The organism is Pseudomonas sp. SCB32 (assembly GCF_009189165.1).
Taxonomy (GTDB): Bacteria; Pseudomonadota; Gammaproteobacteria; order Pseudomonadales; family Pseudomonadaceae; genus Pseudomonas.
On sequence record NZ_CP045118.1, the window covers coordinates 1207085 to 1222147 of the forward strand.

Annotated in this window: 17 protein-coding genes and 1 other RNA gene; 11 read left to right on the plus strand and 7 right to left on the minus strand. The window is 62.4% G+C overall.

The genetic code is table 11. The features are described 5' to 3' along the window. Positions 1-9 precede the first annotated feature (9 nt). Positions 10-972 (minus strand): hypothetical protein, encoded by a 963-nt coding sequence (locus tag GA645_RS05625; protein WP_152220714.1) that lies wholly within the window; start codon positions 970-972, stop codon positions 10-12. Positions 973-1063: 91 nt separating this feature from the next. After that, positions 1064-1963, minus strand: a complete 900-nt coding sequence (locus GA645_RS05630; protein ID WP_178119614.1) for a GlxA family transcriptional regulator — start codon at positions 1961-1963, stop codon at positions 1064-1066. A gap of 252 nt (positions 1964-2215) precedes the next feature. On the opposite strand from GA645_RS05630, the gene GA645_RS05635 reads away from it, so the two are divergent. Next, a complete protein-coding gene (locus GA645_RS05635; RefSeq protein ID WP_178119491.1) occupies positions 2216-3361 on the plus strand; it encodes an acyl-CoA dehydrogenase family protein in 1146 nt (381 codons plus the stop codon). Between the two features lie 56 nt (positions 3362-3417). Here the strand turns inward: GA645_RS05635 and GA645_RS05640 are convergent, their stop codons facing one another. Beyond that, the gene (locus GA645_RS05640; RefSeq protein WP_152220720.1) at positions 3418-4455 is read right to left on the minus strand and encodes an NADP(H)-dependent aldo-keto reductase; all 1038 of its coding nucleotides are present in this window, start codon (positions 4453-4455) and stop codon (positions 3418-3420) included. 245 nt (positions 4456-4700) lie between these two features. On the opposite strand from GA645_RS05640, the gene rplM reads away from it, so the two are divergent. The 7 genes from rplM (at position 4701) to GA645_RS05675 (ending at position 9489) form a co-directional block, all read left to right on the plus strand. Continuing rightward, positions 4701-5129, plus strand: coding sequence for a 50S ribosomal protein L13 (rplM, locus tag GA645_RS05645; protein WP_152220722.1), 429 nt, complete (start codon positions 4701-4703; stop codon positions 5127-5129). A gap of 14 nt (positions 5130-5143) precedes the next feature. Beyond that, on the plus strand, positions 5144-5536 hold the full coding sequence (gene rpsI / locus GA645_RS05650; protein WP_017518120.1) for a 30S ribosomal protein S9: 393 nt from the start codon (positions 5144-5146) through the stop codon (positions 5534-5536). A 250-nt stretch (positions 5537-5786) separates the two neighbouring features. Beyond that, on the plus strand, positions 5787-6377 hold the full coding sequence (gene petA, locus GA645_RS05655) for a ubiquinol-cytochrome c reductase iron-sulfur subunit (RefSeq protein WP_152220724.1): 591 nt from the start codon (positions 5787-5789) through the stop codon (positions 6375-6377). Further along, positions 6377-7588: a cytochrome bc complex cytochrome b subunit gene (locus GA645_RS05660; RefSeq protein WP_152220726.1), complete on the plus strand. Its 1212-nt coding sequence runs from the start codon at positions 6377-6379 to the stop codon at positions 7586-7588. The genes petA and GA645_RS05660 overlap by 1 nt, the downstream gene beginning before the upstream one ends. After that, on the plus strand, positions 7588-8367 hold the full coding sequence (locus GA645_RS05665; protein WP_152220728.1) for a cytochrome c1: 780 nt from the start codon (positions 7588-7590) through the stop codon (positions 8365-8367). The genes GA645_RS05660 and GA645_RS05665 overlap by 1 nt, the downstream gene beginning before the upstream one ends. 88 nt (positions 8368-8455) lie before the next feature. Next, complete coding sequence (locus tag GA645_RS05670; RefSeq protein ID WP_152220730.1) at positions 8456-9073, plus strand: glutathione S-transferase N-terminal domain-containing protein; 618 nt, start codon at positions 8456-8458, stop codon at positions 9071-9073. Positions 9074-9084: 11 nt separating this feature from the next. Beyond that, a complete protein-coding gene (locus GA645_RS05675; RefSeq protein ID WP_152227938.1) occupies positions 9085-9489 on the plus strand; it encodes a ClpXP protease specificity-enhancing factor in 405 nt (134 codons plus the stop codon). A gap of 49 nt (positions 9490-9538) precedes the next feature. Here the strand turns inward: GA645_RS05675 and GA645_RS05680 are convergent, their stop codons facing one another. The 4 genes from GA645_RS05680 to GA645_RS05695 are packed head-to-tail and all read right to left on the minus strand — an operon-like array spanning position 9539 to position 12924. Continuing rightward, positions 9539-10117: a BON domain-containing protein gene (locus GA645_RS05680; RefSeq protein ID WP_152220732.1), complete on the minus strand. Its 579-nt coding sequence runs from the start codon at positions 10115-10117 to the stop codon at positions 9539-9541. After that, on the minus strand, positions 10114-10707 hold the full coding sequence (locus GA645_RS05685) for a phosphoheptose isomerase (RefSeq protein ID WP_152220734.1): 594 nt from the start codon (positions 10705-10707) through the stop codon (positions 10114-10116). The genes GA645_RS05680 and GA645_RS05685 overlap by 4 nt, the downstream gene beginning before the upstream one ends. A gap of 28 nt (positions 10708-10735) precedes the next feature. Further along, on the minus strand, positions 10736-11113 hold the full coding sequence (locus GA645_RS05690; RefSeq protein WP_152220736.1) for a YraN family protein: 378 nt from the start codon (positions 11111-11113) through the stop codon (positions 10736-10738). Beyond that, a complete protein-coding gene (locus tag GA645_RS05695) occupies positions 11110-12924 on the minus strand; it encodes a penicillin-binding protein activator (protein WP_152220737.1) in 1815 nt (604 codons plus the stop codon). Before GA645_RS05695 ends, GA645_RS05690 begins: the two co-directional genes overlap by 4 nt. Before the next feature lie 126 nt (positions 12925-13050). Between GA645_RS05695 and rsmI the strand changes: the two genes are divergently transcribed. The 3 genes from rsmI (at position 13051) to mraZ (ending at position 15060) form a co-directional block, all read left to right on the plus strand. Beyond that, on the plus strand, positions 13051-13899 hold the full coding sequence (gene rsmI, locus GA645_RS05700) for a 16S rRNA (cytidine(1402)-2'-O)-methyltransferase (protein WP_152220740.1): 849 nt from the start codon (positions 13051-13053) through the stop codon (positions 13897-13899). A gap of 40 nt (positions 13900-13939) precedes the next feature. Beyond that, an RNA gene (gene rnpB, locus GA645_RS05705) (RNase P RNA component class A) lies at positions 13940-14296 on the plus strand. A 308-nt stretch (positions 14297-14604) separates the two neighbouring features. Next, positions 14605-15060: a division/cell wall cluster transcriptional repressor MraZ gene (mraZ, locus tag GA645_RS05710; RefSeq protein WP_152220742.1), complete on the plus strand. Its 456-nt coding sequence runs from the start codon at positions 14605-14607 to the stop codon at positions 15058-15060. Positions 15061-15063: the final 3 nt, after the last annotated feature.

Here is a 15063-nt window from a genome sequence, read left to right on the forward strand (position 1 = left end):
ATCCCATTGTCAGCGCTGCGCCATCTCCTGCTGTGCCTTCTTCAACAACTGCTTGGCATGCGCCACTTCCAGCGCTTCCATGGCATTGATTGGCTGGATCGCGGTGGCCTTCTTCAACTGATCCAGCGCCTTCTGCTCCTCATCCCCGCCGTACACGTAGGTCAGTGCGTTGGCATATTCGTAGTGTCCAATCGGCAGGTCGCTGGCGGCGCGGAAGGAGCGGGCGAAGTACTGCTCCATCTGGTCGGCGCTGACCCCATAAGTCATCTTGCCCACCAGCTTTCCGACCTTGCGGATCACACCAGCCTCGTAGCCGCCGTAGAGCGCCAGGGCGAACGGCTGGTTGGGCTGCTTGGCCAGCAGGGCGTCCAGTTCCTTGGGAATTTCACCGGTATAGCCGCGCTTGAGTACCACCGGTACCGGCAGGTCCTCGGCCAGGCGCGCCTTGGCGTAGGCGCGGCCGAACTGTGCGATGGGGTCGGCGTTGAGCAGCGGGCCAGCCTGGTCGGTGTAGCTGATCACCTCTTCCAGCAGTCGCTGTTTTTCCTCCTGGGTCGGTGCCAGGAAAAGGGCGTAGAGGGTCTGGGCGAACATCGCCGGCACCTGGCCGCCGACGCCCAGCGCCAGGCCGTCTTTCTTGGCCTGGGCGAAGTCGCCGCGGAACACCTTGCGCCATACGCCCTGCAGTTTCTCGGCATAGACCTGCGCTTCCTCCGGCTTGCCGGTGAAGCCGGTGCCGGCGGTCACGGTCTTCTCCAGCGCGTCGGGATGCTGGGTGGCCATGGTCACGACCCAGTCGGCATCAGGGAAGGGGTAGTTGCCGAAGCCGCGGGTCAGTTTCGGCCAGGCGGCGCGCAGCTTGTCGCCGCTGTAGTCGAAGGCGCTCTGGTCGTAGGGGAAGGGTTTCCAGGTGTCGTCCGCCACAGCGTTCAGGCTGAAGGCGGCCAGCAGGGCAAGCAGAAAGCGGCGCATGGCGATATCCCGTCGGGTTCTTGTTGTCGAAAGCTGCCCCGATCATAGGGCGCCTCCCGAGTCCGTGAACCCATCCTAGGGATGGCCTGTTTCAGGCTTCCTTCTGTTCGTACTGGCGTCGGTAATGGTTCGGCGACAGTCCGGTGTGCTGGCGGAACAGTCGGGCGAAAAAGCTGGCGTCGTCGTAGCCGACTTCGTAGCTGATAGTCTTGATGCTCTTGCGGGTGGTCGACAGCAGGTTGCGCGCGGTCTCGATGCGCAGGCGCTGCAGGTAGTGCAGCGGTTTGTCGCCGGTGGCCGCCTGGAAGCGCCGCATGAAGTTGCGGATGCTCATGCCGTGGTCGCGGGCCACGTCCTCGAAGCGAAACTTGTCGGAGAAGTGTTCTTCGAGCCAGTGCTGGATCTGCAGGATCGCCGGGTCGTGGTGCAGTTTCTGCCCGCCGAAGCCGAGACGACCAGGCGTGTAGCTGCGCTGCACTTCGTAGAGGATGTCGCGGGCCACGCCCTGGGCGACGGCGGCGCCGCAGAAGTGTTCGATCAGGTAGATGTACAGGTCGCGGACCGACGTCAGGCCGCCGGCGCTGTAGATATTGTCGGCGTCGGCGAGGTGCTTTTCCTGGTTGAGCAGCACCTTCGGATAGCGCTCGGCGAATTCGCGGAAGAAGCGCCAGTAGGTGGTCGCTTCCTTGCCGTCGAGCAAGCCGGCCTCGGCCAGCCAGAACACGCCGGATACCTCGCCGCAGAGCACGCAGCCGGCCGCGTGGCGCTCGCGCAGCCAGGGCAGTACCTCGGGGTAATGGCTCAGGAGTTCGTCGAAGTCGCCCCAGAAGGCGGGGAGGATCACCAGTTCCGGCTCATCAAGCGCGCCCTGCACCGGCAGCGTGTCGCCGCTGAAGCTGACCACGGGCTTGCCGTCAGGGCTGATGATGCGGGTTTCGAAGCTGGGGTTCAGGCCAAGGCCTTGCTGGCGGCCGTGGCGCAGGCTGGCCATGTGGAAGAAGTCCTTGGCCTGCATCAGGGTGGAGCCGAAAACGCCGTGGGTGGCGAGGATGCTGACGCGGCGCAGCCGATTGGAAACGGGGGTGGGCATCGATTCTTGTACTTCTTATGGATGTCTCGGCATGACGCTAAAGTGGTCATGATGCGGCTGGATCGTCTTATTTTTTGGCGAAAGTGTCCAGTGCAGAGCGGTTCGCGCTGTCCTACAGTCGGCCTTCCAATAATTCCTACAATCGATCCGCAGGTGCAGCGCATGATTCCAAGAACCCTGTTCAGTTCCGACCACGAGCTGTTCCGTGACAGCGTCCGCAAGTTCCTCGAACAGGAGGCGGTGCCCTTCCATGCCCAGTGGGAAAAGGACGGCCACGTCGACCGTCGGCTGTGGAACAAGGCCGGCGAGGCGGGGATGCTCTGCTCGCACCTGCCCGAGGCTTACGGCGGCATGGCGGCGGACTTCCTCTACAGCGCCGTGGTGATCGAGGAGATCGGCCGGTTGGGTCTGACCGGCATCGGCTTCTCCCTGCATTCGGACATCGTCGCGCCCTACATCCTTCACTACGGCAGTGAAGAGCTGAAGCAGCGCTACCTGCCCAAGCTGGTCTCCGGCGAGATGGTCTCGGCCATCGCCATGACCGAGCCGGGCGCCGGCTCCGACCTGCAGGGCGTGAAGACCACCGCGGTGCTGGACGGCGACGAGTACGTGATCAACGGCTCGAAGACCTTCATCACCAACGGCTGGCTGGCCGACCTGGTGATCGTGGTCGCCAAGACCGACCCCAAGGCTGGCGCCAAGGGCACCAGCCTGTTCCTGGTGGAGGCGGGCACGCAGGGCTTCTCCAAGGGCAAGCGCCTGGAAAAGGTTGGCATGAAGGCCCAGGACACCTCCGAGCTGTTCTTCCAGGACGTGCGCATTCCCAAGGAAAACCTGCTGGGCAAGGACGGGCAGGGGTTCATCTACCTGATGCAGGAGCTGCCCCAGGAGCGCCTGACCGTGGCCCTCGGCGCACTGGCCTCGGCCGAGGCGGCGCTGAAATGGACGCTGGACTATACCCGTGACCGCAAGGCGTTCGGCAAATCCATCGCGGACTTCCAGAACACCCGCTTCAAGCTGGCGGAAATGGCCACCGAGATCCAGGTCGGCCGGGTCTTCGTCGACCGCTGCCTGGAGCAGCATCTGGAGGGCAAGCTGGATGTGCCGACCGCGGCGATGGCCAAGTACTGGACCACTGACCTGCAGTGCAAGGTACTCGACGAATGCGTGCAGCTGCACGGTGGCTACGGCTTCATGTGGGAGTACCCGATCGCCCGCGCCTGGGCCGACGCACGGGTGCAGCGCATCTATGCCGGTACCAACGAGATCATGAAGGAGATCATCGCTCGCTCGCTGTAGCCGGCACCGATGAAAAAGCCCGGCATCGGCCGGGCTTTTTAGTTTCCTGGAGGCTGTCAGGGCGCCGGGTTCGGCTGGTCCTTGTGGATCGCCTCGATGCCGGCCAGCACCTCATCGGAGAGCTTCAGGTCGAAGCTGCCGAGGTTGGCTTCCAGTTGCTCGAGGTTGGTGGCGCCGATGATGTTGCTGGTCACGAACGGCTGGCGGGTGACGAAGGCCAGGGCCATCTGCGCCGGGTCCAGGCCGTGCTCTCGGGCCAGGGTCACGTAGCGGTCGCAGGCGCTGGCGGTCTGCGGGTTGGTGTAGCGGGTGAAGCGGCTGAACAGGGTGATCCGCGCATTAGCCGGGCGGGCGCCGCCGAAGTACTTGCCCGAGAGCATGCCGAAGGCCATCGGCGAATAGGCCAGCAGGCCAATCTGCTCGCGGATCGAGATTTCCGCCAGACCCACCTCGAAGCTCCGGTTGAGCAGGTTGTAGGGGTTCTGGATCGACACGGCGCGCGGCCAGCCGCGTTCCTGGGCAATCTGCAGGAAGCGCATGGTGCCCCAGGGTGTCTCGTTGGACAGGCCGATATGGCGGATCTTGCCGGCCCGTACCTGCTCGTCGAGCGCTTCCAGGGTGTCTTCCAGCGCCGTGAAGCTTTCTTCCTTGTGCTGGTAGCCCAGTTGGCCGAAGAAATTGGTGCTGCGCTCGGGCCAGTGCAGTTGGTAGAGGTCGATCCAGTCGGTGTGCAGGCGCTTGAGGCTGCCGTCGAGCGCTTCGACGATATTCCTGCGGTCGTGCTTGAGCTGGCCGTCGCGAATATGGCTGATGGAGTTGCCGGGACCGGCGATCTTGCTGGCGAGAATCCAGTCGGCGCGATCGCCGCGCTGGCGGAACCAGTTGCCGATGATCTGCTCGGTGCGGCTGTAGGTTTCCGCGCGGGGAGGAACCGGGTACATCTCGGCGGTATCGATGAAATTCAGACCGGCGGCCTTGGCCCGCTCGATCTGGGCGAAGGCTTCGCTCTCGGTATTCTGCTCGCCCCAGGTCATGGTCCCCAGGCAGAGTGCGCTGACATTCAGATCGGTGCGGTCGAGCGGGCGGTACTCCATGCAGGTCTCCTCATGAAAACAAGTGCGTGACACGGTTGAAAATTCTGCCGGAATCTGCATAATTCCGCAGCCTTTCATCGGTGGGGGATGCCAAGCCTGCCGATCGATACATCTAGTCGTTACGGACGCACACCGACCCGAGCCCCAATTCGTGTCTGTCTTCGGCTGTCCTTGACTTGTCAAGGCAACCACTGTCCAGTAAGATTCGCCGTCTTATTTTCAGGCGGCCCCTGAGGCTATAACGAATGAAAACTTATACCGCGAAACCAGAAACTGTTAAGCGCGACTGGTTCGTCGTCGACGCTGCTGGCCTGACCCTGGGTCGTCTGGCTACCGAGATTGCTACCCGCCTGCGCGGCAAGCACAAGCCGGAATACACCCCGCACGTTGACACCGGCGACTACATCGTCGTCATCAACGCCGAGCAGGTTCGTGTCACTGGCGCCAAAGCTACCGACAAGATGTACTACCATCACTCGGGCTTCCCGGGCGGTATCAAGTCGATCAACTTCGAGAAGCTGATCGCCAAGGCTCCTGAGCGTGTTATCGAGACTGCCGTAAAAGGCATGCTGCCGAAGAACCCGCTGGGCCGCGACATGTACCGCAAGCTGAAAGTGTACAAGGGTGCCAGCCACCCGCACACCGCTCAGCAGCCTCAAGAACTGAAGATTTAACGGGATAGCTCATTATGTCGGCGACTCAAAATTACGGCACTGGCCGTCGTAAGACCGCTACCGCTCGCGTCTTCCTGCGTCCGGGCACTGGCAAGATCTCCATCAACAACCGCAGCATCGAGCAGTTCTTCGGTCGTGAGACCGCTCGCATGGTTGTCCGTCAGCCGCTCGAGCTGACCGAGAACACCGAGAAGTTCGATATCTACGTTACCGTCGTTGGCGGTGGCGTGAGCGGTCAAGCTGGTGCGATCCGTCACGGTATCACCCGCGCTCTGATCGAATACGACGAGACCCTGCGCAGCCCGCTGCGTAAGGCCGGCTACGTCACTCGCGACGCTCGCGAAGTTGAACGTAAGAAAGTCGGTCTGCGTAAAGCGCGTAAGCGTCCGCAGTACTCCAAGCGTTAATACGACGCTTCGAAAAAAAACGCCCAGATCCTTTGGACTGGGCGTTTTTTTATGTCTGTAATTTGTTCGTGCGGCAAGGTGTCGCATCCGTGCGGGCCCCGTCCCGCAAGGGTTTCGCCAACTTCGTATCTGGCTATTACCTTGTCAGCACAAGGGCTTTTCTTTACCATTTGGCGAATTTTTTGCGCGGCTCGAATTTTTACTTAAAAGCCTGAACTGAACAGGCTTGAAGCTGATGGGAGACGACTGAATGAGTAATGACGGCGTGAATGCAGGCCGGCGTCGCTTCCTTGTCGCGGCCACCTCGGTGGTTGGTGCGGCAGGAGCGGTCGGAGCTGCGGTCCCGTTCGTGGGGTCATGGTTCCCCAGTGCCAAGGCGAAGGCCGCTGGCGCGCCGGTGAAGGTCAACGTAGGGAAGATCGAGCCGGGCCAGCAGGTTATCGCTGAGTGGCGCGGCAAGCCGGTGTTCCTGGTGCATCGCACCAAGGAAATGCTGGACGCTCTGCCGACCCTCGACGGGCAACTGGCCGACCCCGAGTCCAAGGCTTCGGAGCAGCCAGCCTACGTCGATCCCAAGCTGCGTTCGATCAAGCCGGAGCTGGCCGTGATCGTCGGTATCTGCACCCACCTGGGCTGCTCGCCGACCTTCCGCCCTGAGGTCGCTCCTGCGGACCTCGGTCCGGACTGGAAGGGTGGCTACTTCTGCCCCTGCCACGGCTCCCATTACGACCTCGCCGGCCGCGTTTACAAGGGGCAGCCCGCGCCCCTGAACCTGCCGATTCCGCCCTATACGCTGGATGGTGATGAGTTGACCATCGGTGTGGACCAGGAGAAAGCCTGATGAACAAGTTCATGGCTTGGGTCGATGCCCGCTTCCCCGCGACCAAGATGTGGGAAGACCATCTAAGCAAGTACTACGCACCGAAGAACTTCAACTTCTGGTACTTCTTCGGTTCGCTGGCGCTGCTGGTCCTGGTCAACCAGATCCTCACTGGTATCTGGCTGACCATGAGCTTCACCCCGTCGGCGGAAGAGGCCTTCGCCTCCGTCGAGTACATCATGCGAGATGTCGACTACGGGTGGATCATCCGCTACATGCACTCCACCGGTGCATCGGCGTTCTTCATCGTGGTCTACCTGCACATGTTCCGCGGCCTGCTCTACGGCTCCTACCAGAAGCCGCGCGAGCTGGTGTGGATCTTCGGCATGCTGATCTACCTCGCCCTGATGGCCGAGGCCTTCATGGGCTACCTGCTGCCCTGGGGCCAGATGTCCTACTGGGGTGCCCAGGTGATCATCTCGCTGTTCGGTGCCATTCCGGTCGTTGGTAACGACCTGGCCCAGTGGATTCGCGGTGACTTCCTGATCTCCGGCATCACCCTGAACCGCTTCTTCGCCCTGCACGTGATCGCCCTGCCGATCGTCCTGCTCGGCCTCGTCGTGCTGCACATCCTGGCGCTGCACGAAGTCGGTTCGAACAACCCGGACGGCGTGGACATCAAGAAGAAGAAGGACGAGAACGGCGTACCGCTGGACGGCATTGCCTTCCACCCGTACTACACCGTCAAGGACATCGTCGGTGTCGTGGTCTTCCTGTTCATCTTCTGCACCGTGATCTTCTTCTTCCCGGAAATGGGCGGTTACTTCCTCGAGAAGCCCAACTTCGAGATGGCGAACCAGTTCAAGACCCCGCCGCACATTGCGCCGGTTTGGTACTTCACTCCGTTCTACGCCATTCTCCGTGCCGTTCCGGACAAGCTGATGGGTGTAGTCGCCATGGGCGCTGCCATCGCGATCCTGTTCGTGCTGCCGTGGCTTGACCGTAGCCCGGTTCGCTCGATCCGCTACAAGGGCTGGCTGAGCAAGATCTGGCTGGTGATCTTCGCGATTTCCTTCGTGATCCTCGGCTACTACGGCTCCCAGGCGCCGTCGCCGCTGGGTACCACGCTGTCGCGCCTGTGCACCATTCTGTATTTCGCCTTCTTCATCCTGATGCCGTTCTACACCCGGATGGAGAAGACCAAACCGGTTCCGGAAAGGGTGACTGGCTGATGAAAAAGCAATTCGCAGCATTGATTCTGGCTTTCCTGCCGGTATTCGCATTCGCCAACGAAGCGGGTCCTGAGCTCGATCACGTCGATATCGACCTGACCGACAAGGCTGCCATGCAGGACGGCGCACGTACCTTCGCCAACTACTGCATGGGCTGCCACAGCGCCAAGTTCCAGCGCTATGAGCGTGTCGGCAAGGACCTGGGTATCCCGGAAGAGCTGATGATGAGCCACCTGGTGTTCACCGGTGCGAAGATCGGCGATCACATGGACGTCGGCATGAAGCCGGCTGACGCCAAGGTATGGTTCGGCGCTGCTCCGCCGGACCTGACCCTGGTAGCCCGCGTGCGCGGCAGCGACTGGCTGTACACCTACCTGCGTTCGTTCTATGAAGATCCCAAGCGTCCGTGGGGCGTGAACAACAAGGTCTTCCCGAACGTCGGCATGCCGAACGTGCTGGCCAGTGTCCAGGGTCGTCAGGTCGTCGGCTGCAAGCAGGTTCAGGTCGTCGAGAATGGCAAGAAGCAGTACGATCCTCTGACCGGCACCCCGCTGACCCACGAGGCCTGCGATCAACTGACCGTCGTTCCGAAGACCGGTCAGCTGAATGAAGCCCAGTTCGACGAAAAGGTGAAGAACCTGGTGACCTTCCTGGCTTACTCGGCTGACCCGAACAAGCTGGAATCCCACCGCATCGGCACCTACGTCCTGCTGTTCCTGGCCTTCTTCTTCGTGTTCGCCTATCTGCTCAAGCGTGAATACTGGAAGGACGTGCACTAAGCACTGCCAGCTGTAACAAGCGCGCGCCCTACGGGGCGCGCGCGTCTTTCTACCTCCCACAAGTAGAATCTGCGAGGAGGCGCGCGGCATGGCCGCAATCAATAAGCTCACCTGTTTTTCCGACCCTTCCTGCCACTACAGCCATCGCGTGCGCCTGGTTCTGGCCGAGAAGAGTGTCGTCGCCGACATCATCGACGTGCCGGCCGGTACTATTCCGGCCAAGCTCGCTGAAGTGAATCCCTATGGCAGCCTGCCGACTCTGGTGGATCGCGATCTCTCGCTCTACGAGTCGACGGTGGTCATGGAATATCTCGATGAGCGTTATCCACACCCGCCGTTGCTCCCGGTCTATCCGGTGGCTCGCGCCAACAGCCGGCTGCTGATTCATCGAATCCAGCGTGACTGGTGTGCGCTGGTGGATCGAATTCTCGACTCGCGGCAGAAGGACGCCGAGCGTGCCTTGGCGAGAAAGGAATTGCGTGAGAGCCTGACGGGTGTATCGCCGCTGTTCGCCGACAAGCCCTTCTTCCTCAGTGAGGAGTTGAGCCTGGTGGACTGTTGCCTGCTGCCAATCCTCTGGCGGTTGCCGGTTCTGGGTATCGAATTGCCACGCCCGGCCAAGCCGTTGCTGGATTACATGGAGCGGCAGTTTGCGCGGGAAACTTTCCGTGCGAGCCTGTCCTCTATCGAACGTGATATGCGCTAAGGAGCCTGATGATGAACTCCAGTCGTCCCTACCTCGTGCGAGCCCTCTATGAGTGGATCGTCGATAACGGCTGCACCCCGCATATCCTGGTGAACTCCGAGTACCCTGGCGTGCGCGTGCCGCCGGGCTATGCCAGTGATGGCCAGATCGTGCTCAATGTCTCGCCCTCGGCGGTGCGTCACCTGCAGATGGACAATGAGGCGGTCAGCTTCGAAGGCCGTTTCGGCGGTGTTGCCCAGAGCCTGTACATCCCGTCCCAGGCCGTCCTGGCCATTTATGCGCGGGAGAACGGCCAGGGAATGGTCTTCGACCTGGAGCCGCCGGTGCCGACCGATGACGAGGACCTTCCGGACGATGGCCCGTTCGACGAGCCGCCACGGCCCAGTGGCCGGCCGAGTCTCAAGGTGGTGAAGTAATAAAAAAGGCGACCCGAGGGTCGCCTTTTTCATGTCTGCAGTTCGTTGCTCAGTCGATGTACTCGAACAGGCGAACGATCTTCTGTACGCCATCCACGCCCTGGACTACCTGGGTCGCCAGGTCTCCTTCGCGTTTGGTCACCAGGCCCAGCATGTAGACGATGCCGTTCTCGGTCAGGATCTTGATGCGAGTGGAGGGAACGTTGGCGTCAGCGAGCATCTGGCTCTTGATCTTGGTGGTCAGCCAGGTGTCGTTGCTGCGTGCGGCCAGGGAGGAGGGCTGCAGGATCTGCAGCTCGTTGTGCACGGTCTTGACCTTCTGGGTCTCGCGCGCGGCCTGCTCGGCCTTGCTCTTCAGATCGGCGCGCGGGGTCTGGCCGGCCAGCAGCACGACGCCGTTGTAGCTGATCACCACAACATGGGAGTTGCGGTCGAGGTCAGGATCGGCCTTGGCGATGTTGACCGCCACCTTGGTTTCGATCAGCGAGTCGTCGATCTTGCTGCCAAGGGTGCGGGTGCCCTTGTCATCGTCGATCGGTTTGTCGCGGGTGGCGCTGACGAAACTGGTGCAGCCACCCAGGGCCATGGTCACGGCCAGCATGGCCGCGATCAGTGGGGTGCGGGTCATTCTTCGCTCCCGAACAGTTGGCGGTCGATGAGGTCGCACAGGCAGTGGATGACCAGCAGGTGGACTTCCTGGATGCGTGCGGTGACCTTGGCCGGGACGCGGATTTCCACGTCTTCGGGCAGCAGCAGCGAAGCCATGTTGCCGCCGTCGCGGCCGGTCAGGGCTACGACAAGCATTTCGCGATCATGTGCGGCCTGGATCGCCTGAATCACGTTCGCCGAGTTACCGCTGGTGGAAATCGCCAGCAGTACGTCGCCCGGCTGGCCCAGTGCGCGGATCTGCTTGGAGAAGACTTCGTTGTAGCTGTAGTCGTTGGCGATCGAGGTGATGGTGGAGCTGTCGGTGGTCAGGGCGACCGCCGGTAGGCTCGGACGCTCACGCTCGAAGCGGTTCAGCAGCTCGGAGGAGAAGTGCTGGGCGTCGCCGGCGGAGCCGCCGTTGCCGCAGGAGAGAATCTTGCCCTCGTTCAGCAGGGCATTGACCATCACCATGCTGGCCTGCTCGATATGCGGGATGAGCACCTCGGTGGCCTGTTGCTTGGTCTCGATGCTGGCATGGAAGAGCTGGCGGATACGGGATTGCATGTCCATCAGGGATGACCTTTCGTCGGGCGTCTGATCAGGTGTCAAAGGCGTTGGGGATCCAGTTCAAGTGCCCTGCGGAGCCTGGGGTTCGACGGTCGATGGCGACGATGTCGAACCGGCAGGGGTGTCTGCTCCAGCGGGCGTTCTGTTGCAGGAAGTGTTCAGCGGCGGCGGCCAGGCGCTGACGCTTGCGCGAGTCCACACTTTCCAGCGCTCCTCCCCAGGCGTCATGCCGGCGGGAGCGAACTTCGACGAATACTACTGTATCGCCGTCCAGCATGACCAGATCGAGCTCGCCGCGGCGGCAGTTCCAGTTCTGCGCGATCAGGCGCAGCCCATGCAGTTCGAGGTGGGCGCGGGCGCTGGCTTCCGCCTCGCGCCCGGCCTTCTGGGAGGGGCTGTTGCCGATCAAATACCGCTGTTCTCCAGCGGTTGGACCTGGCCGTTCTTGAACTCAGCCCAGGGCAGGTGGCGCTCGATGCGCTGGCTGGCGTTGATGCTCAGGGTGCCGGTCAGGCCGTCGACCTGCATGCTCGGCACGGCCTTGAGCTCCGGCAGGCGCGGGGCCAGCTGGTAGGCGTCGGCACCCATGGCGTAGAGGCGACCGAGGCTGCCGTTGGCGGCCGGCCATTGTGCGGCAACTTGCTGACGCAGCGGGTTGTTCGGCTCCAGCAGCCAAGGGGTTTCGCAGAAGCGGATGCCGTTCAGGTCCTGGTCCTGGGCCGGGTTGTTCACGCCGGTGTACAGGTTGGACGTGGCGTAGACCGGGAGGTCGCCGGCGTACTGGAAGGCCAGGGTCGGCTTGATCTGGCGCGCCTGCTGCGGGGTGGCGGCCAGGAAGATGAAGTCAATGTCCTGGCGGCGCGACGGTTGGGTGTCGACGCTGCTGTCGAGCACGCCCTGCAGGCGCTTGGCGCGGCCTTCGCTCTGGCGCAGTTGCAGCAGGTCGGCGATCTGGCGGGCCAGTTCGACGGGCTGGTCAACGTGCTCGGCGGCGATCAGGGTGCCGCCGGCGGCCTGCCAGCTACGGCTGAAGGAGGCCAGGACGCGGTCGCCCCACTCGCCACGCGGCACCAGGGCCACGGCGCGACGCATACCGTCGCTCCAGGCGCGGTTGGCAACTTCGCGGGCTTCGTCTTCGGCGGACAGGCCGAACTGGAACAACTGGGCCGGACCTTCCTGGTTGCCGTCGCTGTAGTTCAGCGCGAGGGTGGTGATCGGCAGTTGCTGCTGGCTGCTCAGCTGCTTGACCAGGTTCTTCTCCAGCGGGCCAACGACCAGTTGGACGCCGTCGGCCTGGGCCTGGCGGTAGAACTCATCCAGCGAGCGGACCTGGCTGCTGTCGTAGATCTTGATTGCCGGCTGCGCCTGGCCGCTTTTCTGGGCCTGGTAATGGGCGGCCAGGAAGCCGTCCTGCAGTGCGCGGGATACCGAAGCCAGCTGGCCTTGTTGCGGCAGCAGCAGGCCGATGGTGTTCAGCGGTTGGGCGGCCAGGGACTTCAGCTTGGTCAGGGCGTCCGGCAGTTGCTTGGCGGCCGGGTGGTCGGCGTTCTGGGCGACCCACTTGTCGATGTTGGACTGTTGTTCCTTTAGCGTCGACGAGGTCTTGGTGATGCGCGCCAGTTCCAGCCAGCCGTTCAGGTCGCCTTCGTTGCCGTTGGGCTGCAGCTGCTCGACCGGCAGGCTGGAGACCAGGCCCCAGATGGCTTCGTGGTTGCTCTTGCTGGCTTCGGCATTGAGCAGCGGGTCGATGAATACACGCTCGCGGGCGGCGCTAAGGGTCTGGCCGTCGGCGGCCAGGGCCTGGGCCTTGACCATGCCGGCGCGGGCCTGCAGCTCCACCGGCATTTCGCCCAGGCGCTGGAAGTTCGGGTTATCAAAGGCCTTCAGCGCAGCCTTGGGCTTGTTGCGGGCCAGTTCGAGCTGGGCGCGGAGGGTGCTGGCGTAGACCTGCTGGGCCGGCTTCAGGCCGTCCATCGGTGTCTGGTCGAGGATCTGCGTGGAGCGGCCAAAGTCCTTCTGCTTGTACGCGAGGTCGGCGGCGGAGAGACGCAGCACGGCAGCCTCGTCGGGCTTGGCGGTGGAGGCCTGCTGCAGCAGCTGTTCGATGCTGGCGTCCGGGGTGCGCGGCAGTTCGCCGAGATTGGACGACGGGGACGAGGCGCAGGCGGCGAGCATGCCGGCAAGGAACAGGGCGGATAGCGGGCGCAGGCGAGCGATCATATCGGGCTTCTCGTGACGCATTCAAAGAGCTGCCGATTGTACCGAAGCGGCGAGGGTGACGCGATGGCGGCTGCCGGAATCGGGATACAATGCGGCTTTTTCAGATACTTCCGGCGAGGTTAGCGCGTGACTCTTGGCACTCTCTATGTGGTGGCCACTCCCATTGGCAACCTGGACGACATCAGCGCGCGGGCGCTGAAGGTGCTGGCTGACGTGGCGCTGATTGCGGCCGAAGATACTCGTCACTCCGTGCGCCTGCTGCAGCATTTCGGCATCGAGACGCCGCTGGCGGCCTGTCACGAGCACAATGAGCGGGAGCAGGGCGGCCGCTTCCTTACCAAGCTACAAGCCGGCGAGGATGTCGCGCTGATTTCCGATGCGGGCACGCCGCTGATCTCCGATCCGGGCTATCACCTGGTGCGCCAGGCGCGTGCCGCAGGTATTCAGGTGGTGCCGGTGCCGGGTGCCTGCGCGTTGATCGCTGCGCTGTCTGCCGCCGGATTGCCGTCGGATCGCTTCGTCTTCGAGGGCTTCCTGCCGGCCAAGGCCGCAGGGCGTCGCGGTCGGCTGGAAGCGCTGCTGGAAGAGCCGCGCACGCTGATCTTCTATGAGGCGCCACACCGCGTGCTGGAATGCATCGAGGACATGGCATCGATCTTCGGCAGCGAGCGCCCGGCGCTGTTGGCGCGGGAACTGACCAAGACCTTCGAGACCCTGAGGGGGCTGCCGCTGGGCGAGTTGCGCGAATTCGTCGCCGCCGACAGCAATCAGCAGCGGGGCGAGTGTGTGCTGCTGGTGGCCGGTAAGCCGGCGCCGGAAGGCGCTGAGGCGGTGGACGCGCAAACGCTGCGCGTGCTCGATCTATTGCTGGCCGAGTTGCCGGTGAAGCGTGCGGCGGCACTGGCGGCGGAGATCACCGGAGCGCGCAAGAACCAGTTGTATCAGATCGCGCTGGAGCGCCAGGGCAAGGCTTGAGCTTGTTCTGAGCGTCGCCAACCGCTAACCTTACGGACTGAGAGTTGGTTGGACAGTCGCTGTTTCGTGATGTTCCATCACGGGATGGAGGAAAGTCCGGGCTCCATAGGGCAGAGTGCCAGGTAACGCCTGGGAGGCGCGAGCCTACGGAAAGTGCCACAGAAAATAACCGCCTAAGCGCAACAGCGCCGGTAAGGGTGAAAAGGTGCGGTAAGAGCGCACCGCACGGCTGGCAACAGTTCGTGGCTAGGTAAACCCCACTCGGAGCAAGACCAAATAGGAATCCATTGGCGCGGCCCGCGTTGGATTCGGGTAGGTCGCTTGAGGCATACAGTGATGTATGTCCCAGAGGAATGGCTGTCCTCGACAGAACCCGGCTTACAGACCGACTCTCACCTCATTTCCCCCACTTCTTCCCACTATGACCATTTGTCGCTGATTGGAAGAAGTTACAAAGTTAAGAAATCACTTTAAGTGTGAAAGCCCAGTGTTTTGAAAATACTGGGCTTTTCTCTTTTCCAGCGCGTCAAATTTCCCCCCGAAACCCTCCCAAAGCACGCTAAATCTCGGTCCTGTAAGGATTTTTCCCATCTGGCTCGCCTTGACGGTGGGGAGCACGGATTTCTATAGTGTGCGGAAGTGGTACGAAGTGGGTAAAAGTGGGATCAACAGGCATGGATAGCCAGCCACAGGGGAAGCGCTGACGTGTTTCGCGGAGCTAACGCCATTAGTCTCGACGCCAAAGGGCGCCTCGCGATGCCGAGTCGGTATCGTGACGAGCTCGTTTCGCGGTGCAATGGCCAGCTCATCGTCACCATCGATGCCGTCGACACCTGCCTCACCGTATACCCCCTCCCTGAATGGGAACTCATTGAAGCCAAGCTGCGTGAGCTGCCGTCGCTGCGTGAAGAAACGCGGCGCCTGCAGCGTTTGCTGATTGGTAATGCCGTGGATATTGAGCTGGATAGCGCCGGGCGCTTTCTCGTTCCGCCACGGCTTCGCGAATACGCCGGCCTGGACAAGCGGGCGATGCTGGTCGGTCAGCTGAACAAGTTCCAACTGTGGGACGAAGACAAGTGGAATGCGGTTGCCGAGGCCGATCTCGCAGCCATTAAAGAGCCCGGCGGCCTGCCGGATGAATTGCGCGACCTTATTCTGTGAGCC